This is a genomic window from Roseovarius sp. Pro17, from assembly GCF_035599575.1.
Lineage (GTDB): Bacteria > Pseudomonadota > Alphaproteobacteria > Rhodobacterales > Rhodobacteraceae > Roseovarius.
Genome location: NZ_CP141179.1, coordinates 2,071,654 through 2,097,837, shown reverse-complemented (window position 1 = coordinate 2,097,837; position 26,184 = coordinate 2,071,654). Strand labels below are relative to the sequence as shown.

Here is a 26,184-nt window from a genome sequence, read left to right as displayed (position 1 = left end):
CTATCCCAATCGTTGAAAATGAGGAGGAAATAATGAACAATTTACGTCACACCGCCGCCGTCGCCGCTCTCGCCGTTGGCTTTGCCCTGCCGTTCGCGGCGCAATCCCTTGCTACGGAAACCATGGATGTGTCGAGCACCACATGCGCCGACCTGATGGCAATGTCGCAAGAAGAGCAGTCCGCTACAATGGACGCGATGCATATGGCCCAGAGCGACATGGCTTCGGACGATATGGCCGCCGATGACATGGCCTCGGACGATATGGCCTCCGACGATATGGCCTCCGATGATATGGCATCCGACGACATGGCCGCCGACGACATGGCCGCCGACGACATGGCCTCGGACGATATGGCCTCGGACGATATGGCATCCGATGACAAGATGAGTGAGGAGACAAAGGCAATGATGTCGGCCTGTGAAGGCAATCCCGACATGATGGCGATGGATGCAATGAAGTCCTCGATGGATCAATAAGCCCGGATCGTTTGAATCTCATCTACTGATCCGGCATGGCCAGATTAGGCCATGCCGGGCAATATCACCGAAAGAGGTCCGGAATAGTGGCAGCCCCTCACGTCTCCGAAATAGCCGATCCGCAGGGCGGCGACGTCGTTCGACGGCACAAGCTGTCGACGCGGCTATGGCATTGGGTCAATTTTGCAGCGCTGATTATCCTGCTCATGAGCGGACTGATGATTTTTAATGCGCATCCGCGCCTCTACTGGGGGGAATACGGTGCAAATCCTGATCCCGCATGGCTCGAGATCGGCAGTCAGCAAGGCGAAGGCTACGCCCGGATCGCGGGCGCGCAGGTCACGACTACCGGCGTGCTTGGGTCGTGGACGGATGGAGATGGGAACACCCAGAGCCGCGCGTTTCCGTCTTGGGCGACGCTTCCATCCAACTACAATCTGGCGCTCGCCCGGCGGTGGCACCTGACCTTTGCATGGGTGTTTTCGCTTGGCCTGACCTTCTATCTGGTGTGGAGCCTTGTGAATGGCCATATCTGGCGCGATCTTTTGCCGGGACGCCATGAGATCAAGCCACGCCACATCTGGAATGACATCAAGAACCATGCCCGCCTGCGGTTTCCAAAGGGGGCCGCCGCGCTGCGTTACAATATCCTGCAAAAGACGAGCTATATCGGCGTCATTTTTGTTCTGATCCCGGCGATGATCCTGACCGGCCTGACCATGTCGCCTGCGATGGACGCAAGCTGGCCTTGGCTATTGGATATGTTCGGAGGGCGTCAAACTGCGCGCTCCATTCATTTCATCGCGGCGACGCTTCTGGTTCTGTTCATCATCGTGCATCTCGTCATGGTACTGCTTGCCGGCCCGTTCAATGAAATCCGCTCGATGATCACCGGCCGCTTTCGCCTGCCAAGGGAGAAACGCTGATGTCCCGCCTGTTCACGCGCCGCAAGTTGCTGACCGGAGTGGCCTTGGCGACGCCCGCCGTATTGGTCGGGTGCGATCGCCTCGGTGCCGCCCCCAGTTTTCGCGAGACGGTGCTGCGCTCGGGGGAATGGCTCTCTTACCGGGTGCATAGGCTGATCGGCTCCAATGCCTTGGCCAGGGAGTATACCAAGGCCGATCTCTCTCCCGATTTTCGCACCAACGGAAACACGGATCCCGGAACGCAAGAGTATCGGCGGCATGTTTCCGAGAACTTCGCGAATTGGCAGTTGCAGGTCTCGGGCCTCGTCGAGCAACCAAAGGGCTACACGCTCTCTGAACTAAAATCCCGCCCCGCGCGCACCCAGATAACGCGGCATGATTGCGTCGAGGGCTGGAGCGCGATTGGCGGCTGGACCGGGGTGCCACTTCGGACGATCCTCGAAGACGTGCAGTTGAAACCCGAGGCGCGCTACATTGTTTTCCAGTGCGCCGACAGCTTCGGTCGGATGTCACCCACCCCCTATTATGAGAGTATTGACCTCGTCGATGCGTTCCACCCGCAGACAATCCTGGCCTATGGGATGAATGGCAGCGACCTGCCGATCGGGCACGGCGCGCCGGTCCGCCTCAGGGTCGAGCGGCAGCTTGGCTATAAACACGCCAAGTTTATCATGCGCATCAAGGCGGTGGCCACCCTCGCCAAAATTGGCGGCGGAAAAGGCGGCTACTGGGAAGACGTCGGTTTCTATGATTGGTATGCGGGCATATGACGCGGCGCGGCTGAATTGAAGGCTTTCCAAGACCTTCAGCCAGAGTTGGAGACGCAGCCCGGCCTTTATAATCGGATCATTGGCGGAAAGGGGAACGAGGCAAATGTACCACTCCGGAAATCACCGCCCGGTGACGCCGCAGACCGTTCCGCCAATCTGCTTTGTGCCACTGCGCTGCCCGGTTGCGAGTTTGGCACGAGGTGTGGAGCGGTTCAGCCCGCCCGCCCCATCTCGAACCGTCCCGGTCCCTGGGCGGCGAGGATCAGCAAGCCGCCGGCAATGGACCAGTTCTTGACCATGATCGTGACCTGCCAAGGGTCAGCGCGCAGTTGCCAGTGGAAGTAACTGGTAAAGATGCAATAGGCGGCGAGGACCAGCGCCCAGATGCGCACGCGCGGGCCCAGAACAAGGCCCATGGCCCAGTGCTTGGGATTTCCCTTCGGCAGGCTTTGTGCGCCGTTGCCATGCCTTCGACCTCAAGATCTTGTTTCTTTCAGTTCATTTGAAAGTGTGGCTGGATGCGGGGGAGACGGTGGATCGTCAGGCATGCAGGCAGGATCGCGGATGAAACGGATACTTCTGGCTATTCCAATTGCAGCGCTTTTGGGCGCTGCGTACTGGACTACGCGCGCCCCCTTCTTTGACACAGGAAAACCGCTGCTTGCGTCCGGTCAGCCCATTGATCTCTTGGCCGATCTCGACACCAATCACCTTGGGGACGGTTGGCGCGAGCGAACCTTTTTTCGTGTCACCCCAACAGACTATCGGCTCGTGGAAAAAGACGGAATCCGCATTCTACGCTGCACAACGGACAACAGCGCCTCAATCCTTGCGCGCGATACAGAGATCCCCGTGGCCGAGCTTCCAATCCTGTCATGGCGTTGGCGGGTGGACCAACCGATCCAAAGCGATATCGATGAAGTCACCGAGGCCGGTGATGATCATCCCCTGCGGTTCTATCTGCAGTTTTCGAACGAGAGCGGCGAAACAAGCGGTGCGGAGATCATTTGGAGCAACAAGAAATATGCGCCGGGTGACTATAAGATCATTGGCACGTTCTATCACTATGTCGCCAACGGATTGAACGCGAGCATTGGGGAATGGCATGACCAATCGCTCGATCTGCGCCAACTCTATACCGACATAGGCGGTTCGGGAACGCCGACCCTACAGACGCTGGGTTTCTTTTGTGACAGTGACAACACGGGCAGTGGCAGTGATGGTGCGTTCAGCAATGTTGTTTTGTCGGCCGGTCCGCCATAACAAATTGTAAATCGGTCTTTCAGGAAAATGCAGTTTATCTGCGACTTGGGCTTGAAGCCGACAAGCGATCCAACAGCGACTACAGGGTACGAACGGTCAGCGTGATCGACGCTCCCGGCCCATGGACGAAGCCGCTCCGCGGCATTGGTGCCTTTGGCTGATGGGGTGAGCCGGCCATAGCTGTGCGCATTTTGTGATCTGGCTGACCTGATTGACGATTGGAGTTTCTCAATCGTCAATCAGGAGGTTCCCATGCCCCAAATGCCAAGGCCCGGCTGCACGCGACTGGATGGAGGCCCGCGCCGAAGACTTGTTGCCCGTAGAATACTTCCACGTCGTCTTCACGCTGCCCGCTGAGATTGCCCAGATCGCCTATTGGAACAAGAAGGCGGTCTACGGACTGCTGTTCAAGGCGTCGGCCGAGACGGTGAAGACCATCGCCACCGATCCCAAGCGCATGGGCGCGCGGGTGGGTATGACCAGCGTTCTGCATACCTGGGGGTCGGCGCTGACGCACCATCCCCACATCCACATGATCGTTCCGGGCGGTGGCCTGTCGCCTGAAGGCACAAGGTGGGTCGCCTGCCGCCCCGGCTTCTTCCTGCATGTGCGGGCGCTGTCGCGGCTGTTCCGACGCCTGTTTCTGCAAGGGCTGATGGATCTGCATCGCTCTGGGCAGTTGGACTTCTTCGGCGATCTCGCCGGATTGTTGGCGGCAAAGGCGTTTGCCACCTGGCTCGCCCCGTTCCGCAAAGCCGAATGGGTGGTCTATGCCAAACCGCCCTTTGGAGGGCCGGAAGCCGTTCTGGCCTACCTGAGCCGCTACACCCACCGGGTGGCGATCTCGAACGCCCGTCTGGTCAGCGCAGCCGCCGAGACCGTCGCCTTCCGCTGGAAGGATTACCGTATCAAGTCCGGTGACAGGCAAAAGGTCATGCGGCTGGCCACGCCCGAGTTCATTCGTCGGTTCCTAAGCCATGTCCTGCCCGACGGCTTCCATCGCATCCGACATTACGGCCTGCTGGCAAGTTCAACCCGCAAGGTGAACATCACAATGATCCGCGCCCTGCTTTGCGTCCAGCGCCCTGAACATGCCACCGCACCAGAAACCGAAGCCGAGGTGATACCACTCACCCTGCGCGAGCCATGTCCCTGTTGCGGCGGACCCATGCGCATCATCGAGATATTCCGACGCGGGCAAAAACCGATGTCGCGCGCGCCACCAAGGGAGCAGGCCGCATGACAAATCGCCTGTCATTCGTCACAGAGCACCTCCGGTCGCCCTCCGCAGCCCCGGCCAGAGCCGCACGCGCCTTCCCATCTCTGGCGCAGCACGAAACGGCAATCACGCCAAAACGCACAACAGTATCAGCATCATGGGCCATCCTTACGGCCGGCTCAGAGAACAGGCACAGCTTCAGCCGAAACCCTCATGCAACCGTCGCCTCAACCGTCAGCGCTCTTTCCCCATAGATTGATCCAAGACCCCCGCGGCTTCCACCTTGGGAGGATTTCCAACGCGGGCCACAGTCACTCCCTGTGGAAATCTTGCACAATGGCCCGCATCGGAATTCCTTCACCAAAGCTGCCGTCCACGCAAGTTCTCGACGCTGCAGCGCAGCTTCCCCAAAGCGGACATCGGAGCGAGTGCGCAGCATTGGACCGGTTTAAGGTCAGCTGTAAGCGGGACAAAGCGGTTGTTCGCTGCAAGTGCGTGATTTTTAGCTTCGCCCACGCAGCATCTGGTAAGGAGGGCGGAGAGCTGCCGTTCGCCGCGCGTGCGAGCCAGTCTTGCCGCGAAGTAGGGAGCCGACATTCAAGCGCTCTGGAAGTTGGGCCTTGTTCTGCACCGCCGCAAGTCGGCTCTGAGCCCTTTCCGGAAGTGCTTCCGCACTTGGGCACTTCTAGCTTCGGCTGACATGATCGATGTAGGCAGCAATCAACCGGCGGGTCGCATCGCGGCCTTTCCGCAAGGTATCTCGATCAGGCTTCTTATGGTTTGTGCCATTGCCGCGGTGTCTGCCCAGAGCATTATCGGGCCTATTGGATAGCTTGCCGATTGTTTTCCAGTCATCGTCCACATTGAGCGCCCTCTTCGCTTCCTCAGCTCTACCGAAAATGGTCTGAATGCAATCCCGAACTTCGTAGAGATGAACGAAGCAGTTCGCCTCGTCTTCGAAGGACTTGTTCCAGCTATCAGCCATCGCCCTGATCTCGGGGAAACCCGGTCGGGCGTCGACGAACTTAGCTCGAAACTCCGTCTGTTCTGCGATGCGCTCCGCTCGGGAGTTGGAAGTGACATTGCCGTCCTTGTCACGGATGATAAAGTCTACTTTTGCTTTGAAAGTTGACAGATTGAAGTGGGCAGTTCTGACGATGATGTTTCGGTCGGAACGCCCGTCGGGGTATTCACGGGTCAATTGTGCGGGGTTCAGAACTAACCTCTTACCTGTAATGATCGCTTGGCTTAAGAAGTGAGGCTCCAGTTCCCGATGAGCCTCATCACGAAACTCGGCGCCTCTTTCATACTCTGACGTCGGGAAATGCCCGCGAGCAACTCCTTGTTCGATACGCACACTACTGGACAGTATCTCGACGTCAATAATCTCTTCGAAGAGGTCCGTCGGTTCGAAGGTCCATTCGAGAACGGTTGTTGCGTCATCATTCATTAAGAGGCTCTCCAATACAGGGTATCAGACACCAGGGCACCGAAGCTATCAAGGCACTGCAGCAAACGGCGGGGTTGTCCCGCACTGCCGTCATCTCGCCATCTAAAATGCTGCACGATGAACGAATGGCCGGTTTGGTGACGCTGCGCCGCAGAAACAGACAAGCTGGCCAAGGTCCGGTAAGGGCCGGAACCGCCAAATCTCTTAGAGGCGGCCGTCATTCGATGGAGTAGTGCGGGCCTGGGATACAGCGTTTTATGCTCGCCTTTTTTGAACACTCGGCTGCAATGACGGGCAATGATCGAAAAACGCTGGCGCGTCCAGGGATGCGATGTGTGAACCAATCAGCTCGGGCACGCTTTACCCTTGAGCGCTTGCGTTCATCCGCAATGAGGCTTTTTTTTCGTGTAGCCCAACCGCTTGAGGGCTTGATCAATGCCGGAGACGGATGCGGTCACGTTATGCGCGTCGGACAAAGCGCCCTGCAATTCCTTGAGTGTAATGTCCGGGTCTTGATCGATCAACTCGATCAGGAAGTCATGGAAAGGTGCCAGCCTCCCATGCCCTGTATTGCGCGGGTTCTCGGCGGGCGTCAGGCGCAAGCCTTGCTTGAGTTTCTGGGACAGTCGCGACGCGGATGCCGCTGAAATCATCAAACGACGGCCAATTTCTCGACCCGAAAGGCCCTTGGAAAACAGCGCTTCAAAACGCGCTCGAATATCGGCGGAAAGCGGGTTGGGCATGAACTGATCCTCCTGGACAGGATGAATCAGAAAACAAGCCCGCTGTGAATCCCATTCGATTCAACAAAAGCTGAAAACGCTTTAGGTCATTGTTCATTCTCAATACCCCTTGGCGCGAAGTTAGGTGTGGCTGCTACAATGCGGTGCCGCAATGCCTCAATTTCAGGCAATGTCGCGGAGTGCTTTGCGTGCTTCGGCAATACCTCTCCATGCAACTGTGCGCGCAACTCCATCCAGCGTGCTTTTAGCACCTGCCAATTGTGGTCGTCATAGGTTCCGCTCACGACAACAGGATGAATACGGATGCGCGGTGGTTCACCCGTTGCATTCTCCTGCCATGATTTCAGATCATGCAGCCAACAGCTACCCTTACGGTCCACGCGGCCGATCTGTTGTTCAACGATGCCGGGGTTCCACTCTGCGTGCAGAATGACCACGGTGCGACAGGCTTCATGCAAATTCAGCCCCTCACGCCCGACGCGAGATTGTGCAAGCAGCACCATTGGCCAGCTGGAGGCGCGATTGAAGGCGGACTGCAACAAGCGGCGTGTTTGAGGTAGAGTTGCGCCAGACATCATGCGAGCAAAATTTCCCTCTCGCCCGGAATAATCCTGAAGATACACAACCAGTCTGGACCGCAGAGTGTTGTTGTCTTCTTGCTCGTCATCGGTCGAGAGCTCCGCCAGCAGCCTTCTGAACAGGTCCAGTATTTCGAAGCCGGTCCAAGGTGCATCCGCGCGCTCGCGCCTGTCTCCAAGCGCTTCCAGCAGGGGTCCGATATCGCCTTGCAACTCTTCGCCATCATCGTCCTGGCGCAAGAAGCCAACTAGCAGAGCGGGGACATCATCCTTTGGCGCAAGGGCGTCGATTTCACGATGAAGCCTTGCAAGCTCTGTACGGCGCGCAGTGGACCATTTTTTGTAACGCTCTGTCAGCATCTGATTGATCGCTGTGATTCCGCCCGCGGGCGCGTGGATTTTAGGGTCTTTCATCGCGGCAAGAACGGCGGGTTCGTTTTCGTCCCGCACTTTCGCGGCCGGCCAGTGCTGTCCATCTCTGAGCCGCCGCAGCATTTCGCGCGCATCCAAAATCCGGGTCAGCGCATTCATCGGAGCTATAAAGCGCCCGAAGACCAGAACCTTCTCGTTTCGTTCGGCATATGATTCGATCAGTTGCACGGCGGCCAGAATTGCCGGATGAGTGTAGATATCCGCAGGTTTGCCAAAGAGGGTATCCAACCAGAACGATTGTGGGCCTTCAAATTCTTCTTCCACCTGCAACTTTTCGGCAAGGTCAGCGTCAGGCGCGAACCCAAACCCGTAACCCTGAGCCACCGACAGCCTTGCACGTTTCACACGGGTATCCTCCTGAGGCAGGATGGACAGGGCCTCGGCTGCACAGAACCGACGCAGCCAGTCGCGTGTGAAGCCCTCGGTCCCGGGTGATACTGTAAGATCTTCCACGACACGATAATCGCCGTGCTGTTCCTGAAATCCGCTGATCTCGGGATCGTGGCGCTTGTCCCTTCGTAGGACATAGGGGCGCAATGCCTCTTGAAATTGAGTCGCAGCGCTCACGAAACCATCGGTCAATGGCGCATCAAGTTCTTCAATCTGAAGGCGTTTGACGATGTCGACATAGCCACAAATCCATTCCGTAAGATCACCCAGCGCAGTCATGTCCAGGCCGTCGTCCCGCCCGCTGATCCGGCCCAGTGTGTCAATCCATTGCCCTGAGTCCAGTTCAACAGGCGTTGCAGTCATCCCCAGACGGAATGGATCTGCCGCCTCCCAGCTGACCGGTCCGAGAATGCGCGAAAGGCTGGAATCGGCACCGCGGGCCTTGTGAGCCTCATCGACCACGATCAGGTCGAATTGACCTAGCCCATACCCTATCAGTCGTAGGATCTTTTTCTTGTATTCATCGGCCTCAAGCCACTTGTAGTCGCCGACCAGAGCACCTTTCAATTCCGATTTGTCCTGCAAATCGTGTTCAATAATTGTGTCGGCAATGGTGCGGGCCGCACGACGACTAGCATAAACATAGCCGATTTCACCGTCGTGAAAGCTGTCGCGCATGAAATTGCGCCGTTGTCGGGCCAGCCTTCGTACAACATTCGGAAGCAACTCACGCCGCCACCCCCCCGCCGGACCGTCGCCTGCTTTCGGGAAACGCATTGCTGCAAATGTGTGCGAGATCATCAGGACATCTTCGGCGGCCCACCCGGTTTTAGGCAATTCCCGCTGTTGTCTGCGATCCTTAAGCCATTCCGAGTGCTTGCTTTTGTGTTTTGCGCTGCCTTCGGCATCATCCTCGGTAAGGAATCCCGCGACAAATCCGTCATAACTGCGCAACGGCAACAGGGTCTGGTCATCAGGTTGAAAAAGCTTCAGTTCCTTCTGCCACTGCACTCCCAACCCAGCCGGGAGCACAATGGCAGTTCTGCCGCCCGCGTGGCGCACCGCCGAGATCAGCGCAACCGCAATGCGGGTTTTGCCCATACCGACCTCGTCCGCCAACAAGGCGGCACGCTGACCTGATCGGATCCGCCGGGCAATTTCTGCAACAGACGCGCGCTGGCCAGCATCGAGCAGATCGTCTTTTCGATTGGATGCAAGTTGGTCCAAAAAGTCGGCTGCTTTTTCCCAATCCATTTCAAATGTCCTCTTCGGCCCAAAGCGACGGAGTTTCATCCAGTTCCCATTCCTGCGCGACGGCCTTCAACGATTGCTCCAGCAGGTTCAGGTCAGCCCCGGCGGGGCACATGCGCGGGTCCACCAATACCGGCAAAGGATTTGCCAATGCATTTCGAAAAAATTCTATCATCGGCTGTTCTTGTGGGCAGATCGCGCAAAGGTTATTGCGCAGCTCGCGGCACCATCGCGGCCAGTCTCTGGATTGGATATTTGCTTGGGTTTCGCCAAGCCGGACCAGCAGGCCCATCATCCGGCGAATGGCGTATGTGGCGGGCGGGAGTTCCGTTGGGTCAGATGCCTCAACCAACGGCTCGCCGCCTTCGGGTCCGTCATCGGAATGATCCGCATCCATGGGTTCGGGGAACGACCCAAGCCCAGCCAGGACATCTTCCACGGTCATTTCGGTTGGCCGTGGCACGACGAGCACGCCCTCGGCGATGACCGGAAGGCGCCAGTCACCGTGTGATATGGTGACAATGGTGGGAGCAGGCGCAGGCCATGCGCAGGGGGTCGGGACAGATGTCCCATCCGGGCCTGCAACATCAAGAATAATCCCCCCGGGCGCAGAAAGCTCGCCGTCCTGCCAGATTAACCATGACACCGGCGGAAGCGATGCAGGCACTTCAGGGGGCACAAACCCACTGCCGGACTGTAGCGCCGATAGTGTCACGGTGTCGTTGAACTGGATTGGCAACAGGGCCGCAAGGCCACCCTTGCTGTTCTTTAGAATGCGCCATTTTAAGCCCTTGGGAAGATCGATGACAACACCCGCCTCAAGATTTCCGCCCGCGTTTGCGGCCGTTTCAAATCCATTGCGGCTAAGATTACCCGACCCTATGTAAACGCGCCCTACGGCCTCATCCTGACCCGAGGCCAGCAGAACAAACTTGGCATGGAGCCGCCCGTCTTCGCCGTGCAAAGCAGAGGTTGGGCGCCGCAGGTTCCACCCCGCGTCGGTCAGGGCGGGGGCCCGCACGGCCAGACCCTGACAGGACAGCGGATTGAGAAACAGATCCAGAGTCGCCGATTTTTTCAAGAGCTTTTCCGCCACCAGCGTCTCGCGGAGTCTTTCAGGCACTCCCGCGCTACCATCGCCTTCGGCTTCGAAATAGCCGGAGCCGAGGATGAGGCGATCTGCCCTTTTTCGCAATCCCAGCCGCTTGACAACCTGTGGGAGCAACGCCTGAGAGCGGCTGTCGATAAAGCGGGGTTGCAATGTGGAGGCCGGAAGGGTCCTGATCTCGGCCTCCAGCCGCGCATAGGGCAATGCGCCGTCATATTTGCGTTCAATCAGCGTGCAATCCCCACGATTGCGTAGCCAGTCGAACATATCCCACGCGGCCTGAATATCTGCGATGTCCTGATCGACGGGCGTGTCAGTATTGAGGTCAATGGACCAGAACAAGTCGATGCTGTCCGTCAGCGGGTCTTGCGTCCAGTTTCCGGTGCTGACCGCAAGCCGGATGACATATCCGTCCTCGTCGCGCTTGCGAAATCCCAGCAGGGCAACCTTGGCGTGAAGCAGGTTGTAGCCCCGATGCTGAAGCCGCATCCACATCCAGGCCAGGCCCGGTATATCGGAAATTGGATTGATTGTAGGGTGGATGAATGCGGCAAGTGCCGGGCGCGCCATTTCACCCGCAAAACTGCGCCGGATCTGCCCCATCACCTGAGGCGTTGCCGTAAATCCGCAGACGAAACCGAAATCTCCAAAACATTTCTCAGGCGGCATGAAGAGGGTGATAAGCGTCGTGTTCATTATGTCGGTTCTTTGTCTGCTGCATCCCGACATCCCGGGTTCATGCCGCCGTTAAGTTCGGTCGCAAGGCAATGAAGGTTGTAAAGCCGGAACAACTGCGGCGCGAATTTTTCATCTTGAAAGGATTCGCTTTCATCGCTGGGAGACACCTCACCGGCTGCTGGCCCCAGGCCGATACGACCGTTTCGCCAGCGGACCACCGTCCCCTCGCGCTCGGCCAGCCTCTGAAGAAGCTGCGGGACAGGCAAGTCCTTGACCTCCGATAGGAAATTCTGGCTAGTCTTCTCTCGTTTCTCCTCTGGTTGGGCGTCAATTCTGTCGCCCTGCTGGCGGCCGCATTGGCGAAGCGCCGCGAGGGTCTCGCCCACCACTTTACTGGCCTCGTCGACGGACAGAACAGCCGGTTTAGTGGCATCGCGAAGCTCAAGCAGACAGTGTTCCAACCGATACAACACCGCGAGCGCGGCATTGCGCAAATCCATGAAAGCTGCGCCCGCGCGCAGGTCCGTCCAGTGGTCAGGGGCTATCCCGCTGAGCGGTTCCGCAGCATCAAGCTGACTTGCACTGGGTCCGGTTCCAAGTTCGACCAGGGCCCGGCGACGCGACGCCGACTGGTCGTCACCTCCGATGAGGCGGGCCAAGATCAGCTTGCCCACGTCGTGCGGCACGGGAGCAGTGGGTGACAGTTCTTCAATAACCTTGCTTAAACCATGGGACGTTCTCTCATGCGCCCAGGCGCCCAGCACACGGCGGTAGTTTGCCATCACCGGTAGGTTCAGCATTTGCGCACCAGCGGTGTCGATGGTGAAGGAACCATAGCGGCTGCCCCGCACAAAACCAAGCGCGACAAGCGGTTGAACCATAGCCATGCGGATTGGTTGAACCACATAGGTGCCGCGTCGTTTCAGGTTCTTGAACTTCCAGTCTTCCAGACCTTGCATCTTGCGCGCACCGCGCACCCGACGGTCCGCCGGACCCTTCATTGCTTTGCGCATCATCAACGCTTCGATGGCGTTACCGACTGGCAAGGCCGGCACGCGCAACTCCTCGGCGATGGAGACCGCTAAAACGGACCAAAGGATCGGCATCGGAAACCACATCCCGCCCAAGCCCGGAACTGAACGGTCGTTGAAATGCCGTACGGCGCTGGCAAGGCCTAGGTTCTGTTGCCTGCGCTGCGAGATGATGGTGTCAGGTGCCAGTATTCCCAAAGACATCAAAGCGCATCGCCTTTAGGTGCGTGGGTTCGGGCAGAGGCCATGTCGACAACGTCAAGCCGCCCATGATCGACCCAAAGCACTCCCGTACCATTCAATTTATATGACGGGAATACGTCGCGGACCAATTCGGCATAGGCCGAAAGTTGTAGCCAATAGTGGCCAAGACCCGAACCCACGCCGCCAGATTTATGGTCGATCAACATGCATCCTTTCGGCCCGATTGCCAGCAGGTCGATCATGCCGGCGATCTCGGCCCCCTCTGAGGTGTGTCCCAGCATAGGGATCTCACATTGCAAATCAGTGTACCCGTCGGCTGACAGCCAGGTTTTCAGCGCCTTCGCCCGCTCGGCCACCAGCGCCAGGGTAGCCTCATCCAGTCCTGTGGCCGCAGGCAAGGCTGCGATCAGGTCGGATCGTGTTAGGTAAGTGCGTATGGCAAGATGCAGCGCGGTGCCGCGGGCAGCAGTGTTGATGGTGCTGGGCCAAGGTGCGCCGAGATTGATCCCGCGAGATCCTGGTATTGGCTCGGCGGTTGCGGCCTGTGAAGGCTGCAACCGCCACGGCGAAGTCGGCGTACTGGGCAAGGGCATGGCGCCGCCGAACCGAGGCGTCTCTCTCCCCACCTCCGTCTGAAACTCAGTGAAATTCGCCTGTTCCGACAGTTGTGTGATTACCGCTGGGCAATCCACTCCGCCAATCCGCAGCTTCCCGTCCCCAATCCGCGGCGCACAGGTATCGTCGAACACATGGAACAGACACGTCGCTTCCGGCGCGTCCTCCTCACGCTCCTTTAGAAATCCCGGCCATTCCAGCACCAGCCGATCGCGGGCGCGGGTCAAGGCCACATAGAGCAGGTTTTTCGCATTGGCCACGAAGGCCTCGCGGCGATCCTCGATAAAGCGCCGGCCAGACTCGGGTGCTGCAAAGCCGGGCGTATGGATGAGAGCGGCAGAGGCCAGCACCGCCGCCATGTCGTCAATCTTGTCCAGCGCATCGAACCTGGTCGCGGTGCTGCCGGGCCATTCCTCAATACCAAGATCAAATTCGGCGACCACGGTGATCAGCCACTCCCGACCCTTGGAGGCGTGCCAGGTAACGATCTCCACCGCTTCTGCGCTGTTGCCAGAGGGATCAGGACGGCGATCAAAATCGCGGTCAGCCGCACGCGCATCGAGCCAGCCGAGAAAGACTTTGGCTGTTTCACCGTGGAAACCGGAGGCGGCTTTGAGGTCGCGGTGCGCGGCTTCAAAGTCGCTTGCCTCGGCTTCAAGCCGCAGTAGGTCTGCGCGCGCCGCCGCCGCGTCGGGCAGGCGGGCGGCCCAAATGCGCAGACTGGCAGCGTCTAGGACCACGTCCAGCGCGGTCGAGACTGGCTGGCGAGCGAGCCTATCAGACAGGGCCGCCAAGCGCATGAGAACCGGATCATCTGCCAACTGCCCGTCGATCTGCGCTGCCATCGCAGCTTGAAGGCTCAGCGGATCCGGTCCGAGCGTACGCAGCAAAAGCCCAGAGTGAATATCGGAGGGATTCGCGGCATAGCTCAGCGCAGCGCGGGCCGCCTGCACAACAGGGCTTGCCGCCCAGCCATCTTCAGCGATGCGGACAGGCACACCGCGCGCACGCAACTCCTCCGCGTAGCGAGCGGCGGTGGCGTGGCGGCAGACCAAAAGCGCTACGTCCGAGGGACGCGCGCTCCTGGCGGCTTTCGTATGCCGATCAGTAATTAACTCGCCTGTCTTCAAGATGCTGGCGATGCGCTCGGCGATGTGCTCCTGGGGTTTCGAGAAGTTCCTGACCCCGCGACCCTTCGCGACATTCAGTACCTCCAGTGCTGGTCCGGCCACGGGGTCACGGGTCGGGGCCAGCGGGTTGTAGCCCACGCCGAACAGCCCCGCTCCCACGGCATTGATGAATTCCATGACTGCTGGCGTCGAGCGCCAATTGCGGTCAAGGGGCTGCGTCGCTTTTGGATTGGCCGCCGCAAGGGCCTGCGACAGACGCGCATCGGCGCCCTGAAAGCCCATGATCGACTGTTTCACATCACCCACAAGCAGGGTGCGCGGTGCCTTCGCGCCGAGTTGCCAGAGCAACGCGAACTGCACGGGGTTCGTATCCTGGAATTCGTCGATAATGACACAGTCGACTTCGTCGAGCACAGCTTGTCGCACCGCCGGATCTGTGCGCAACAGACGTTCAGCCCCTGCGATCATGTCGGCAAAATCGATCAAGCCAAGCGCCTTCTTGCGCGTCTCATAAGCCTCCATCACTTCCTGTGCGCAAGCAATCAGACAGCGAAGATGCAGCTTCGCATCGGCCAAAGGCCCGGGATGGGTGGGCAGCGCATCGGCGGCCTGCATGATTGCCTCGGCAAGCGCATCATAGCCATCCGGTGTCTTCGTGCGGCTGTTTGAGATGAAGAGGCTGCGCAGGGATTGCCAAACTCCCCAGTCCTGATCCAGCAGCGTGGGTTCCCGTTCAACGCGACGAAGGAGCGCGACGTTCTTTTCCAGTGTTTCGCGCGGACCTTTGGCCGTCACGGAGGCCATGCCGCCCTCGGGAAAACTCGCAAGCATGGCCCGAACCGCAAACACCAGCGCGTCACGGGCAGCGGCGGGATCTGTCAGCACCTCGCCATAGATCGTATCGAGGCGCGTCAACGCCGGTGCAATAAGGCCGGGATCGCGGCCCTTGTCACCCAACCCGCGCAAGAGGTCGATCATCGACAGCACCCGGCCGCGCAATGAGTCCTCGACCGTTTCGCCCTTTTGCCAGTTGGCCTGATAGCCGAAGCGCTCGGGCTCGGCCTTGATCGGGTCCAGCGATCTGGCATGTGCCAGTGCCTGTCGGATCAGCAGGTCGCGCTCGGCATCGCCAAGATGGCGCGGTTGCAAGGACGCGCCCGCCGCCAGCGCATGTTCCGTCAAAAGCCGCAGGCCCAGCCCATGGATGGTAGAGACATAGGCACGCTCGACCGCCATGGCCTCGGCCACCAGCCCGTCTGCCAGAAGTCCGGCCCGGATGCGTTCACGCAATTCGCCTGCGGCCGCTTCAGTAAAGGTCACGGCGAGGATGCGCTCGGAGCGCACGACCTTGCGTTTGACCCAGTCGGAAAGCTGCGTCTTGATACGATGGGTTTTTCCCGCGCCCGCGCCTGCCGGCACAATCACCAATCCCCAGTCTGAATCGAATTCGCCCATGATCATTCCTCCTCAATCTGGCGGATGAATGTGGTGACAAGCGCCGTGCCATCGGTCAGCGCATAGGGCGTGAACCCCGCCTCTTTCTTGAAGAAACCCTCATCGAGAGAGGTGTTGAGCACGACCCGCCCGGCACCAAGCTCGGCCAACCGCTCAGCCAGCTTGGCAACCGCAGCCACATTGATGGCACCACCCATATCGCGGGCGGGCGAACCCTCGGCTACGGGCAGACCTGAGGTCAGAAAACCACCGTCATTCATCAGGTGATAGGCGATCCCGACGTCACGGCCGATCAACGGATCCATCCCGTCCCCGTCGCGCCGTGCGGGACGCGCGATCATGTCGCGATAGAGCCCCGCTTGCAGATCCCAGCCCGCCTCCATCCGCTTGCGTCTGGCCGATGTGCCGCTCTTCTTGTGGTCAACGACCAACAGCGATCCGTCTGGCAATTCAAGGATCGCGTCCGCTTTACCGTGCAGGTTGATGCCATGCGCTTCGCCAGCCAGCCAGATTTCATTGCCAATGATTTTCGCGCCAAGCGCCAACAGATATTCGCGCCAGCGAAGGGCCGCCTGAAGAATCTCGCGTTCCAGCCCGCTGCGTTCCATTTCCCATGACGCGCTCCGCAGGAACCCGGCATGGCGGGTCAATGCGAGATCATAGGCGTCGGGTACTGCGGCGGTTAGGGCCGCGGCGTCAGGAATGGGCTGGTCCTTGAGGAATATGTGCTCGAACACATCATGGGCGATGTTTCCTTTGGCCATGACATCCAGCTCTTCTGCCGACCAAGTCATATCGCTGGCTGCGACTTCGCCCAGAAGCCAGGCGAGCGGGCTGACCAAAAGCGTCTCCAGTCGCGAGGGTGATTGAGGTTTCATCGTTCCGTCATCTTTTTGGCGCAGGGCCAACAAGTCGACCCCCGGGAAAGCCAGGGCATCTGGCAGATCGGGCGGTTCCGGCACCGGTGGCAGGTGATGGTGCGTGACGGGCCAATCTGCGGGTGGCAAGAGCGACAGGTCTAGGATCAAATCGGCAGCATCTTCGACACCCTCGATAGCGCGCGCAACCAGCGAAAGCCCTGCCGAGGGTTGCAGGCGCACACCGGACAAATCCCGCCAAGGGGTCAGGAATGTCACCGTCTCAGAGACCGCCTGAAGCTGTTGATCAAATAACGAGAGCCCATAAGCCAGCCCTTCGGCCCGGCCTCGCAGCTGCAATCCAACAGATCCGCGGATTGCGGCGATCTCGCTTTCGAGAAACATCGGATTGCCGCGCCCCCGCGTCGGGTAAAGGCCGTCGGTGAAATCCGTCACGATCAGATGTCGGCAGGGGCGCCACGGACTGTCCTGCGCGGACCACATGCTAGCGCCCTCCAGATTGCGATCTGGATCAGCACTGAGAGGCGGTGCAATCTGAATGCCCCGCAGGATTGCCTCCCAATCCGGGCTACCGTCACCGGGCGGAATGGGCAGGCGCGCGCGCACGTCCTGACCTTGTTTGATCCTTTCACAGATACGGTCGAGCAAGAAACGCAACTGCGCCAGGCTCCCCGCCGAAGACCGGATGTCTTTCCACAATTCCCTATGCGCAGGGGTCGATGACAGTATCTCGCCCCGGAAATCGCCGCCGATCAGGCTTTCGGCCAGATCACGTCCGGATTGCGAGGACCAAGGCATCAGAGGTGATAACGCAAGACTTGCAAGCACCATTGCCGGGGTCGGTTTGCGCTTGGCGAGTGCCAGATGAAGGGCTGTCTCGCCAATGATGTCACGCTCTGGCAGGCTGCCGGGAAGCCCGGACAGCGGCACGCCCTGCTCGGCAAAGGCACGGGCGATCTGGCTTGGATTATTGCCGGCCATGACCGCGATGTCGCGAGCGGGGACCCCGACCTCAATCAGTGCGCGGGCCCGCGCCGCCGCAAAATCCGCGCAGGCCGCCGGATCACGCAAGCCAAAGAAGGCAAGGCTATTGTCAGCTTTTCCGACTGTAATGTCTGGCGCAGCAATGCCGCTCTGTAGGGCGTGAACTCTGCTCCCAACCGGCGCGGCGAGACCTCTGGCGGGTGCAGGAACTGTGCCAAACTCTTGTTTCAGGCGCGTATACAGAGCATGCATCGCAGCAGGTGCAGCCAAGTCGAGCGATCCTTCGACCACCGGCAACGGATCAAGGAACTTACCATGCGGAAGCTCCAGGACATGTCGCACTGGGGCCAGCCCCTCGGGCAACGCATCGCCCAGCCTTTGCCACAGCCCGATCAGTGCATCCAGATGCCGCCGCGCGCGGCTGTCTTGCAAAGGATCTACCACGGGCACATGGAGATCGTTGGTGGCTAGCACCAGATCCTCCAACGCCATACTGACTGCCGAGATCGTCTCGACCGGTGCGTTCGCAACGCTGTCTTTCCAGACGGGATCCGGGTCGTCGATAATCGCCCGCCCCGGCAACCATTCCGGCGCTATGGGCGCAAGCGAAAGCTCTGCAAGGCCGGTATCAGTCAGACGATATTGCAGACCGGAACGAGGATCAGCAACGAGAAAAGGATAAAACATTGTTTGCCTGTAAATAACGCTAATAGCGCAGTGTATTGAGCAGCCAGTCTAAATCAATGATCTATATGGCTTTTGCGGTTTATAATTCAGCAATTGCAGCAATAGCTGTTTCTATCCGCCCGGGTAGTATTGGAAGAGTTCTTCTGCGGCATCGATGTCGGAAGAAAGGCGACGGAAATCACGAACCAGCCGAGTGACGAGATCCGAACCTTCAACGATCTCAGCCCATCTGTGTCGAAGCACGGCTGCGGGATCGAGCAAACCCAGCATGTTGCCGGCAATCGCACCCGTTGAATCACTATCCCCACCATGCGTGACCGCAATCGCAAGAGCCTCTTCAAAGAAATTACCAGTTAGGCAGGCATAGAGGGCTATCGACAGGGCCTCTTCTGCCGTCCAGCCACCACCAAGGGACTCGACAGTTTCACCTGCACCGTCACGCGGCGCGGCAAGTGCGGCATTAATTGCCCGCACAGTTTCCTCGCCCCCCTCCAGTTGCGCATAAATCTCCGCGGTGCGGGTTGCACTTTCCTCAAGACCTGCACCTGCGGCCACATCAGCAAGCATTTCTGCCCATGCAGCGGCCGCAAGCTGACCTGTCACGTGGCCATGCGTCAGTGCGGATGTCTCAATCGCCATCCTGCGCACCTGATCGCGTGGAAACATCAACGCGATCGGTGCGACGCGCATGATGGTGCCGCATCCCTTACTGTTGTTTCGCGCCAAGTCACCAAAATGCGCGCTCGCACCCAGCGAGGAAAGGCAGGTATTGCCCGGCGCGCGGCAAACCCGAAGTCGTGGATCTTCGATCAGGCCCACATCATCTGTTTGAACTTTCGGTTTGCCGCCTTGGGTTTTGTACCAGCGCAAAAGCGCATGATGAATCACAGATGGCGGGTGGCAGATGCCTTGCAACTCACTGCGAATGAGCGCGCGGATGATCCCCTCGGCCGTGAACAGCGTCATTTGAGTGTCGTCGGTAATGGCACCGCGCAGCCCCATATGTGGAGGCAGGTCCGTGATACCGCCGGGGTGGCGACGGCGGATTTCCGCGAGAGAGAGGAACTCGATCTCAGCACCGAGGCTGTCGCCAATGGCGCCACCGAGAAGACTGGCATGCAGCTGGATAGGCCGCAATCCGTCATGTCGGCCATGGGATGCTACCAAACGTTCCTGCACCGGGGTCTCTATCGCCCCCGGCCGCGCGGCGCGCACAATCTTCATAGCTTCGCTCGCTGAATGCCCCCGCTCGACGAGCAGAAGGGCCGCAACCGTGCCGGCGCGGCCAAGCCCGCCTCGGCAATGGACCAGCACACGGCCGCCGTTTTCCAAAGTTTGGTGAAGACGTGGCGACAAATGCCGCCACTTCTGCATGGCCTCGGGCGTCGGCACATCCACATCCCGAATCGGGAAGTGATACCAGTCCATGCCCCGCGACTTTGCGGAGTCGCCAAGCCCTGACACCGAAAGCAAGTCAAACTCATGATCTTCAATCAGGCTCAGAACGGCATGCGCACCCCAGGCCTTGATCACATCAAGATCGACTTCCAGATCTCTGTCCCAAGCCCCGCCAAAGACGCTGTCGCCCTTTTTGCCTGGGCAAAGCGTGAGTCCGAGCAAACCGTTGCTGATGGGCTGGCTATCGATGCGAAGTGGATGGGTTGTGCTGTTTCGAGGCAAGCGGTGTTCCTTTTCTGTCGATTCCACTTAACACTATTATCCGCTTACGTCATTTTCGGTCGTATCGGAGTCGAAGTTTAGCGAGGTAGTCAAGTAACGTGTCTGGACCATGTCCCCCCATCTCGCGAGATACCATTCCATTTCCTGCTTTCCTCCCGCACGGAAACGCACCATCAGCGAACCATCTTCCAGACGCTCCATCTGCTGTTTCGGATGAAACACATATCCCGCCGCTTCATCCGCCACTTCTGGCAGGAACCGCCATTCGACGTCCTGGGGTTGTTCGCGCCAGATGCCAAAGCTCTCTGACAGCCAACCCTGCAGATCGAACCCCTCGGGGCGAGGGTAAACATCGCCTTCCAACGAAACCCGCTCGAACCCAGCAAGAGCAAACAGACGCAGATCGTCCTGATACTCGCTCCAAGCCAGCAAATACTGGCGCCCTTGCCCAAACAGCATCGCGATCGGGCCCAGACGGGTATTACGCGAAAGTTTCGTGGTGCCGCGGGCACGATGGTCAGAGGAAATCATCACCCCTGCGAGGATCGCCTCGCGCAACGCGGAAAGGATGTCAGGAGCAATCTTCTCGCGCGGTCCGGGCCAAAGGCGACGCCGTCAGCCATCAATTGTGCCTCAAGGTCGGCGGCCATAATGCGGCGGCGGCCCTCACGGAACATGGCCTGCACCTTGGACAATAGGCGTTCGAGCACATCTGCGGTAACCTCATCCCCTTCGCGGCGGGCAATTGCAGCTGCACGATGCCCAGCGGTCAGCTCGTCGAGCGTCGGCTCAACCATACGACCCAATGAGCCCGGCGGAAAAGGCCAGTATTTCCGGCCACCTTCGGCGGAAAGCTCCTCGATCTGAGGGTATGCGTTGCGTACGGCATCGCGCATGCGTTCTGCTGTACGTCGGGATACGTCGAATTCTCGTTCGACATCGGCAAGGGATATTCCCTCGGCCGACCCCTGCATTAACAGCGCCAGTTTCTGCAGATCTTCTTGACGGGCGTAACGCATGAATCCTCCAGGAAATGCACCGCCACCTTTGCGACGACCCATCGAACCGTCAACGACCAAATCCGATCGGACGCGCCGCCCCCAGCCGTCCTTGCCAATCTCGCGCAGCGCCGCCAGCAACTGCGCCACTTCCTGTTCGGTATTGTAGTGACACAGTGAAATACGGATGCAGTCTGACAGGCCCAAGGGGACTAGCACGTTGCCGCTATAGTGGTCAGCCTTGCGCGTGTGAGTACGGATGCCCTGATTGTTCAAACGCGTCACCACCTCGGACGAAGGCTTGCCCTCGACCATGATCGAAACCAGCCCTTCGCGCGCCGGGTTGTCGGCCCCGGCCAAGATGGTCACATGCTCCATCTCGCGCAGTCCCGGTAGATTGCCAGTGCCGTTGATCATCGCATCGGTCAGATGGGTTTCATAGCTATTGATGGCGCGACCGGCGGCCTCGATCCGGGCGCGCGGATCGGTCTCGGTCGAGACCTCGCCGCCCAGCCAATCGAAATAATCGACGACATCCGAGAGCGTGGCATAGGCGCCGGTGTCACGGGTGCCCAGTTCCCATCCGGTGGCTGGCGCATTGATCAACATGTCATGCGGCAACGCGCTCAGCCGGTCTGAGATCCACGCGATGCCGAAGCCGTGGCGCGAGAACATCTTGTAGGGCGAAATCGCGTATCCATCCACGTCATAGGCGTCCAGATCCATCTGGCCATGGGCCGCGTGCTGGATCCCGTCGACGATGATAAGGCAATCCGGCGCCACCGCGCGGATCGCGGCCGAGATTGCCGCCACATCCATACCGATGCCAGTGACCGGCGAGGCGTGCAGGATCGTGGCCACTGCCACATCCGGTGTCATCCACCGGGTGTAATCCGCCGCCGTGACCCGCCCGGTCGCATCATCATGCGGCACGTTCACATAGGTGCGCCCGGCGATATCGGCCCAGCGGCGCGCTGCACTACGGCTGGCGGGATGCTCGATCGAACTACCCAGCACCTTGGCACTGTCAATCCCGGCGCAAAAAGGGTCAGTTTCCCGGTGTAAAATTGGACAGTTTGGTTGGGAGTTAGCCGCGCCTTGGCGCGCGTGCTTGTCATATAGCTGACGCGTGCCAAGGCGCGCTGGCCGTAGGCCAGCCCTTCTGATTCCGGGTTTATGGTCTTCAGGTTTTGGCTTTTCGGCTCTCGCGCAAACGGAAGCTCTCGCCGTTCATTTCGAGGATATGTACGTGATGGGTCAGGCGGTCCAGAATGGCGCCCGTGAGGCGCTCTGAGCCGAAAACGCGGAACCTTCAGCTTGAGGCCAAGGCGCATGTCGCCGTCCAGAAATGGATCGACGAAGACGGCATGGTGGAGGCGCCGTCCGCTCCGGCATCAATCATAGATCTGCATCGCCGTTTCTGTGATTTGCTTCCCCCCGGAGCTTCTGTTCGTCGAGAACCCGAAGACAGGCGAGCGGCTTCCGGTTGTGCCTGGTAAAATTCGCACGGGTTACGTCAAGGTCGGACATCACGAGGCCATCAGTCCCGGCGCAGTGCCGCGCTTTCTCGAACGGATACACAAGGCTTACAGCATGCCTGGCCGTATTGAGGCGATCCTTGCAGCGGCTTGCGCCCATCACCGGATTCTCTGGGTGCATCCGTTTCTCGACGGAAACGGTAGGGTCGTGCGGCTCGTGTCTTACGCCATGCTGCGCAGGGCGCTAGACACACGCGGCCTCTGGTCAGTCGCGCGTGGACTGGCACGGCAGGAGGCGGCTTACAAAGAACACCTTGCCGCCTGTGACGGCCCGCGCCGTGGGGATCGGGACGGACGCGGCACCCTCAGCGAAGCAGCGCTGACCTCCTTCACAGAGTTTTTCCTGCGAACCTGCATCGACCAGGTGGCGTTCATGGAAAGCCTTATGCGGCCAGATCGGCTGCGTGATCGCATCCTGATCTGGGCGGAAGAGGAAATCCGCGCGGGAGCCTTACCGCCCAGATCAGGCGTCGACCAGGTGGCGTTCATGGAAAGCCTTATGCGGCCAGATCGGCTGCGTGATCGCATCCTGATCTGGGCGGAAGAGGAAATCCGCGCGGGAGCCTTACCGCCCAGATCAGGCGTCGTGCTCAAAGCTGTTCTCTATCAAGGATATCTCGACCGCGGCGAGGTGGAGACCATTCTTGGCGCAAGCGACCGCACAGCACGGCGCATTACGTCTGCGCTCATCGGTGTGGGAGCCCTGTCCTCAGAGAGCACGCGCGCGCCGCTTCGCCTGGCGTTTGCAGCCAAGCATGCAGGGCGATGGATGCCGGGGCTGTTTCCAGATCAGAAGGAGTGAACACTATGCGGGGGGGCCAAAAAATGGTCATGTCTGCAAATCGCGTTGGTCATGCGACCTAAACGCCCGCCATCAGGACATCTACAGCCCGGGTGATCAGATCTCCCTGACCCGCAACACTCCCGGTGCGGTGCAAACTCGACCGCCGCACAGCCGTAATCAGTCGCGTCGCAAGGATCAGGCGCCTGCCGTCATGCTGAAGTTCGGGGTTCAGATGTTGCACCGCCGGGTAGTCGGATACAAGCGGGATGACGACTACCGAAGGATCGGGCGGCAGAAGGTTGCTTTCGACGACGACCATGGAAACGCCACTGTATTCCGCAACATCAAAGCGGGTCAATTGTTCCATGAAGACCCTCCGGGCGCGGTAATGATGTCGGCCAGCGGATGCCCATGGCGCTTATGCCAGTCCGATTGGGCTGCGAATGCATTTGCGTTTTCGGCGAGCCATTTCTTGCGACGAGATTCGGCAACGGCCTGAATGAGCGCTGCGTCGGCCACAGCGGAGACGTTGATCCCAAGGTCTCTTGCGCGGTCAAGCGCCTCGGCATCAAGCGACAGGGAGGTCTTGCGCTTGGTTGCGGCTGTCATACTAAGAATGCTCCATTATAATACCGTCAAAATATACCGCATTCAGACGGAACTCAAGCCCCATCGAACAGGTGTTTCGGATCGACCAACGTGATTTGCGGACACTGCCAAAAAAACTGGGCATTCAGTATAGACGCTGTGATGTCCCTATCCTTGAAATCTAGGTTGCCATGATCCCTGTTGTCATCCCCTACCGCACCGGCCGCATCGCGGTTCTCGCCGATCTGCACTGGGACAGCTACGCGCGGATCGGGACCACTCCGATCGATGCGCACGGCCTGGAGAATGAGCTCGCTTGCGGTCTGGACGCGCTGATCATCGCCGGCGATCTGGCGAATGGACCGCCGCATGCTTGGCAGGCGGCGGTGGCCGCGCTGAAGCGGCGCCTGACCATCGATAACGTGTATATCCTGCCCGGCAATCACGACTATTACATGCATGAGCTAAATGGCGATGACGCGCTTGAGCGCCACGCACGCGAGGCTGGGGCGACATTCATTCAGACGCGCGAGCTGCGGCATGGGAATACCCGGTTCCTTTGCTGCACCCTCTGGACGGATTTCGAACTGTCCGGCTATGCGGATCTGTCGAAGAGGGTCGCCCAGAGGGCAATGCAGGATTACCACCGTATCATGAAAGCGGACCCCGAGCAGGCGCCCTTGTCCGCCGAGGTCGTCGAGCCGCGACGCAGGGTGCCGATCACGCCCGATGATACGCTGGCCGTTCACCGCGATCACAGGTGCTGGCTCGAGTCTGCGCTCGGCGCGCCGCATTTCGCGGGGGAGGCGGGTCGGACCGTGGTCGTCACGCATCATGGCCCGCACCCTGCTGCGGCGGGTGAGATGGATGCGCTGACGGCGGCGTTTCATTCCGATCTGAGTGATGTGATCCAGTGCTTCCATCCCGAGGCATGGTTTTTTGGCCATTCCCATCGCCGCCTGCGCGCTCGGGTGGGGGCAACCGACATCCGCAACGTGTCGCTGGGTTACCCCGGAGAGACACAAGTGCCCGGCAGCAGCCGTCTGGCCGAAATATGCTTCTGGGAAGCATGACATGATCGCTGGTCTGGCTGTCAGTCATTTCTGAGCTTGTCCGAAATAGCGGATCGGATAACTCAAGGTTGCTTAGAGACGCTATTTTGTATATCCGTATGATAGCAATTAAAGGCGGACGAGATGGATAATGCGATATCTGATCCGGACCCCGAAGCCGACAATCCTCAGGCCGGTAGAAAAGTGCTGGCAGATCGCCTGAAGGCGATGATCGACCGCATCGTAGACGACGCCCCGGAGGAGCTGTTCGACGGCTCCTTCACGACTTCGTGGGATGGCGCCTTACCCGGACGGGACGGCAGCCCGAAATGGTCCTTTTTCGGAGAGAAGGATCTTGATGATCTGCGTCGCGCCGTTGCGCTGCGGATGTTCCGGGCGACGCAAGACGCGCTCCGTGACGCATCCACGGATGCCTTGATGTCCTCGCTAGTCTCCGCCACAGACCTTGGCGCTCTGGCCCGCTTTGTCAGCGGCGTGCAGTTCTCAGACGCGGTAACCGAGCTGGACCCGCTCGCCGCTCCCGTCGCCCGCGCCATTGCGCACCGCCGCGCCCTCAAGAGTGCCGCCGGCGAGATGCTTGCCAGCAGTCAGGTGGAGGAACTGCTTGGTGTGCGGCGCCAAGCCATCGACAAGCGCCGCAAGTCTGGCCGCTTGCTCGCCGTGATGATCGCCTCCGATTGGTTTTACCCCGCGCTTCAGTTCACAGACGGCGCTGTCGACCCGCTGATGGAGAGTGTGCTGGGCGCGCATAAGGATGACGACCCTTGGGCGATCCTCGATGCTCTGCTCGCGAAGGACGATGCGTTTGGCGGCAGGACCGTCTTGGATCTGGTTCGGGACAGGGATAGCGTGTCTCTTGATCGCTATCGGTCGCAGCTCGAAGGGGATGGCTTTGCGTGACCGAGTCCAGCGGGCCGCCAGAGTTTGTCCCGCACCTTTGCACGGCTCACCCTCAGAGCTTCGGACATGCCACATTTGGGTGCGTTGTGATTCGCGCTTTACCGACCATCCGCAGATCAGGACGGGGCCAAAAACAGCTTTTGAAAAGTCGCTTTGGTAGGTGTTGGCGACAATCTTCCTTGAAAAGAATCTGAACTTGTGGCGTGCGTGTGACATTTTTAATTTGCGAAAAAACCACTTTTTTAACTGATAATCGCACGAATCTCCTTTAATCTGTTCAGTCCTGCACTAAAACAGTCCCTTGCGAAAATCTCAGAAAAACCCACAAAATTTGACTTGCCTCATAATTCCT

General features: G+C 59.4%; 19 protein-coding genes and 3 pseudogenes. 8 read left to right on the top strand and 14 right to left on the bottom strand.

Annotated features, from left to right (window positions below):
• Positions 1–32 precede the first annotated feature (32 nt).
• The 3 genes from U3654_RS10110 to U3654_RS10100 all read left to right on the top strand — a co-directional run bounded on the left by U3654_RS10110 (position 33) and on the right by U3654_RS10100 (position 2,175).
• Positions 33–479 carry a hypothetical protein gene (locus U3654_RS10110; RefSeq protein WP_324751424.1) on the top strand — a complete coding sequence of 149 codons (447 nt, stop codon included), beginning with the start codon at positions 33–35 and terminating at the stop codon, positions 477–479.
• A gap of 86 nt (positions 480–565) precedes the next feature.
• Positions 566–1,405: a cytochrome b/b6 domain-containing protein gene (locus U3654_RS10105; protein ID WP_324751423.1), complete on the top strand. Its 840-nt coding sequence runs from the start codon at positions 566–568 to the stop codon at positions 1,403–1,405.
• The gene (locus U3654_RS10100; RefSeq protein WP_324751422.1) at positions 1,405–2,175 is read left to right on the top strand and encodes a molybdopterin-dependent oxidoreductase; all 771 of its coding nucleotides are present in this window, start codon (positions 1,405–1,407) and stop codon (positions 2,173–2,175) included. The genes U3654_RS10105 and U3654_RS10100 overlap by 1 nt, the downstream gene beginning before the upstream one ends.
• Positions 2,176–2,387: 212 nt before the next feature.
• On the opposite strand, the gene U3654_RS10095 is transcribed toward U3654_RS10100, so the two are convergent.
• Positions 2,388–2,591, bottom strand: coding sequence for a hypothetical protein (locus tag U3654_RS10095; protein ID WP_324751421.1), 204 nt, complete (start codon positions 2,589–2,591; stop codon positions 2,388–2,390).
• Between the two features lie 130 nt (positions 2,592–2,721).
• On the opposite strand from U3654_RS10095, the gene U3654_RS10090 reads away from it, so the two are divergent.
• Complete coding sequence (locus U3654_RS10090) at positions 2,722–3,438, top strand: DUF3047 domain-containing protein (RefSeq protein WP_324755204.1); 717 nt, start codon at positions 2,722–2,724, stop codon at positions 3,436–3,438.
• Between the two features lie 217 nt (positions 3,439–3,655).
• Positions 3,656–4,681: pseudogene (locus U3654_RS10085) on the top strand (IS91 family transposase); the annotation flags it as partial.
• Positions 4,682–5,342: 661 nt separating this feature from the next.
• Here the strand turns inward: U3654_RS10085 and U3654_RS10080 are convergent.
• From U3654_RS10080 to U3654_RS10030, 11 genes and pseudogenes are all read right to left on the bottom strand, one after another.
• Entirely contained in the window at positions 5,343–6,107 is a 765-nt protein-coding gene (locus tag U3654_RS10080; protein WP_324755203.1) for a hypothetical protein, read from the bottom strand.
• 380 nt (positions 6,108–6,487) lie between these two features.
• Positions 6,488–6,850: a hypothetical protein gene (locus tag U3654_RS10075; RefSeq protein WP_324755202.1), complete on the bottom strand. Its 363-nt coding sequence runs from the start codon at positions 6,848–6,850 to the stop codon at positions 6,488–6,490.
• Positions 6,851–6,936: 86 nt separating this feature from the next.
• A complete protein-coding gene (locus U3654_RS10070) occupies positions 6,937–9,543 on the bottom strand; it encodes a DEAD/DEAH box helicase family protein (RefSeq protein WP_324755201.1) in 2,607 nt (868 codons plus the stop codon).
• Complete coding sequence (locus tag U3654_RS10065) at positions 9,506–11,305, bottom strand: hypothetical protein (protein ID WP_324755200.1); 1,800 nt, start codon at positions 11,303–11,305, stop codon at positions 9,506–9,508. The genes U3654_RS10070 and U3654_RS10065 overlap by 38 nt, the downstream gene beginning before the upstream one ends.
• Positions 11,305–12,522: a hypothetical protein gene (locus U3654_RS10060; RefSeq protein ID WP_324755199.1), complete on the bottom strand. Its 1,218-nt coding sequence runs from the start codon at positions 12,520–12,522 to the stop codon at positions 11,305–11,307. Before U3654_RS10060 ends, U3654_RS10065 begins: the two co-directional genes overlap by 1 nt.
• Positions 12,522–15,722, bottom strand: coding sequence for a UvrD-helicase domain-containing protein (locus tag U3654_RS10055; protein ID WP_324755198.1), 3,201 nt, complete (start codon positions 15,720–15,722; stop codon positions 12,522–12,524). Before U3654_RS10055 ends, U3654_RS10060 begins: the two co-directional genes overlap by 1 nt.
• 2 nt (positions 15,723–15,724) lie before the next feature.
• On the bottom strand, positions 15,725–18,271 hold the full coding sequence (locus tag U3654_RS10050) for a PD-(D/E)XK nuclease family protein (RefSeq protein WP_324755197.1): 2,547 nt from the start codon (positions 18,269–18,271) through the stop codon (positions 15,725–15,727).
• Between the two features lie 111 nt (positions 18,272–18,382).
• Positions 18,383–19,978 carry an ADP-ribosylglycohydrolase family protein gene (locus U3654_RS10045; RefSeq protein WP_324755196.1) on the bottom strand — a complete coding sequence of 532 codons (1,596 nt, stop codon included), beginning with the start codon at positions 19,976–19,978 and terminating at the stop codon, positions 18,383–18,385.
• A 9-nt stretch (positions 19,979–19,987) separates the two neighbouring features.
• Complete coding sequence (locus U3654_RS10040; RefSeq protein WP_324755195.1) at positions 19,988–20,482, bottom strand: WYL domain-containing protein; 495 nt, start codon at positions 20,480–20,482, stop codon at positions 19,988–19,990.
• Positions 20,483–21,066: 584 nt separating this feature from the next.
• A pseudogene (locus tag U3654_RS10035) lies at positions 21,067–21,972 on the bottom strand (aminotransferase class V-fold PLP-dependent enzyme); the annotation flags it as partial.
• Positions 21,973–22,132: 160 nt separating this feature from the next.
• Positions 22,133–22,249: pseudogene (locus U3654_RS10030) on the bottom strand (ATP-binding protein); the annotation flags it as partial.
• Positions 22,250–22,371: 122 nt separating this feature from the next.
• On the opposite strand from U3654_RS10030, the gene U3654_RS10025 reads away from it, so the two are divergent.
• Complete coding sequence (locus U3654_RS10025) at positions 22,372–23,289, top strand: Fic family protein (protein WP_324755194.1); 918 nt, start codon at positions 22,372–22,374, stop codon at positions 23,287–23,289.
• 58 nt (positions 23,290–23,347) lie between these two features.
• Here the strand turns inward: U3654_RS10025 and U3654_RS10020 are convergent, their stop codons facing one another.
• Positions 23,348–23,638 (bottom strand): CcdB family protein, encoded by a 291-nt coding sequence (locus tag U3654_RS10020; RefSeq protein ID WP_324755193.1) that lies wholly within the window; start codon positions 23,636–23,638, stop codon positions 23,348–23,350.
• Positions 23,626–23,880 carry a type II toxin-antitoxin system CcdA family antitoxin gene (locus tag U3654_RS10015; RefSeq protein ID WP_324755192.1) on the bottom strand — a complete coding sequence of 85 codons (255 nt, stop codon included), beginning with the start codon at positions 23,878–23,880 and terminating at the stop codon, positions 23,626–23,628. Before U3654_RS10015 ends, U3654_RS10020 begins: the two co-directional genes overlap by 13 nt.
• 170 nt (positions 23,881–24,050) lie before the next feature.
• On the opposite strand from U3654_RS10015, the gene U3654_RS10010 reads away from it, so the two are divergent.
• A complete protein-coding gene (locus tag U3654_RS10010; protein WP_324755191.1) occupies positions 24,051–24,932 on the top strand; it encodes a metallophosphoesterase in 882 nt (293 codons plus the stop codon).
• A gap of 123 nt (positions 24,933–25,055) precedes the next feature.
• Positions 25,056–25,832: a hypothetical protein gene (locus U3654_RS10005; protein WP_324755190.1), complete on the top strand. Its 777-nt coding sequence runs from the start codon at positions 25,056–25,058 to the stop codon at positions 25,830–25,832.
• The last annotated feature ends 352 nt before the right edge of the window (positions 25,833–26,184 follow it).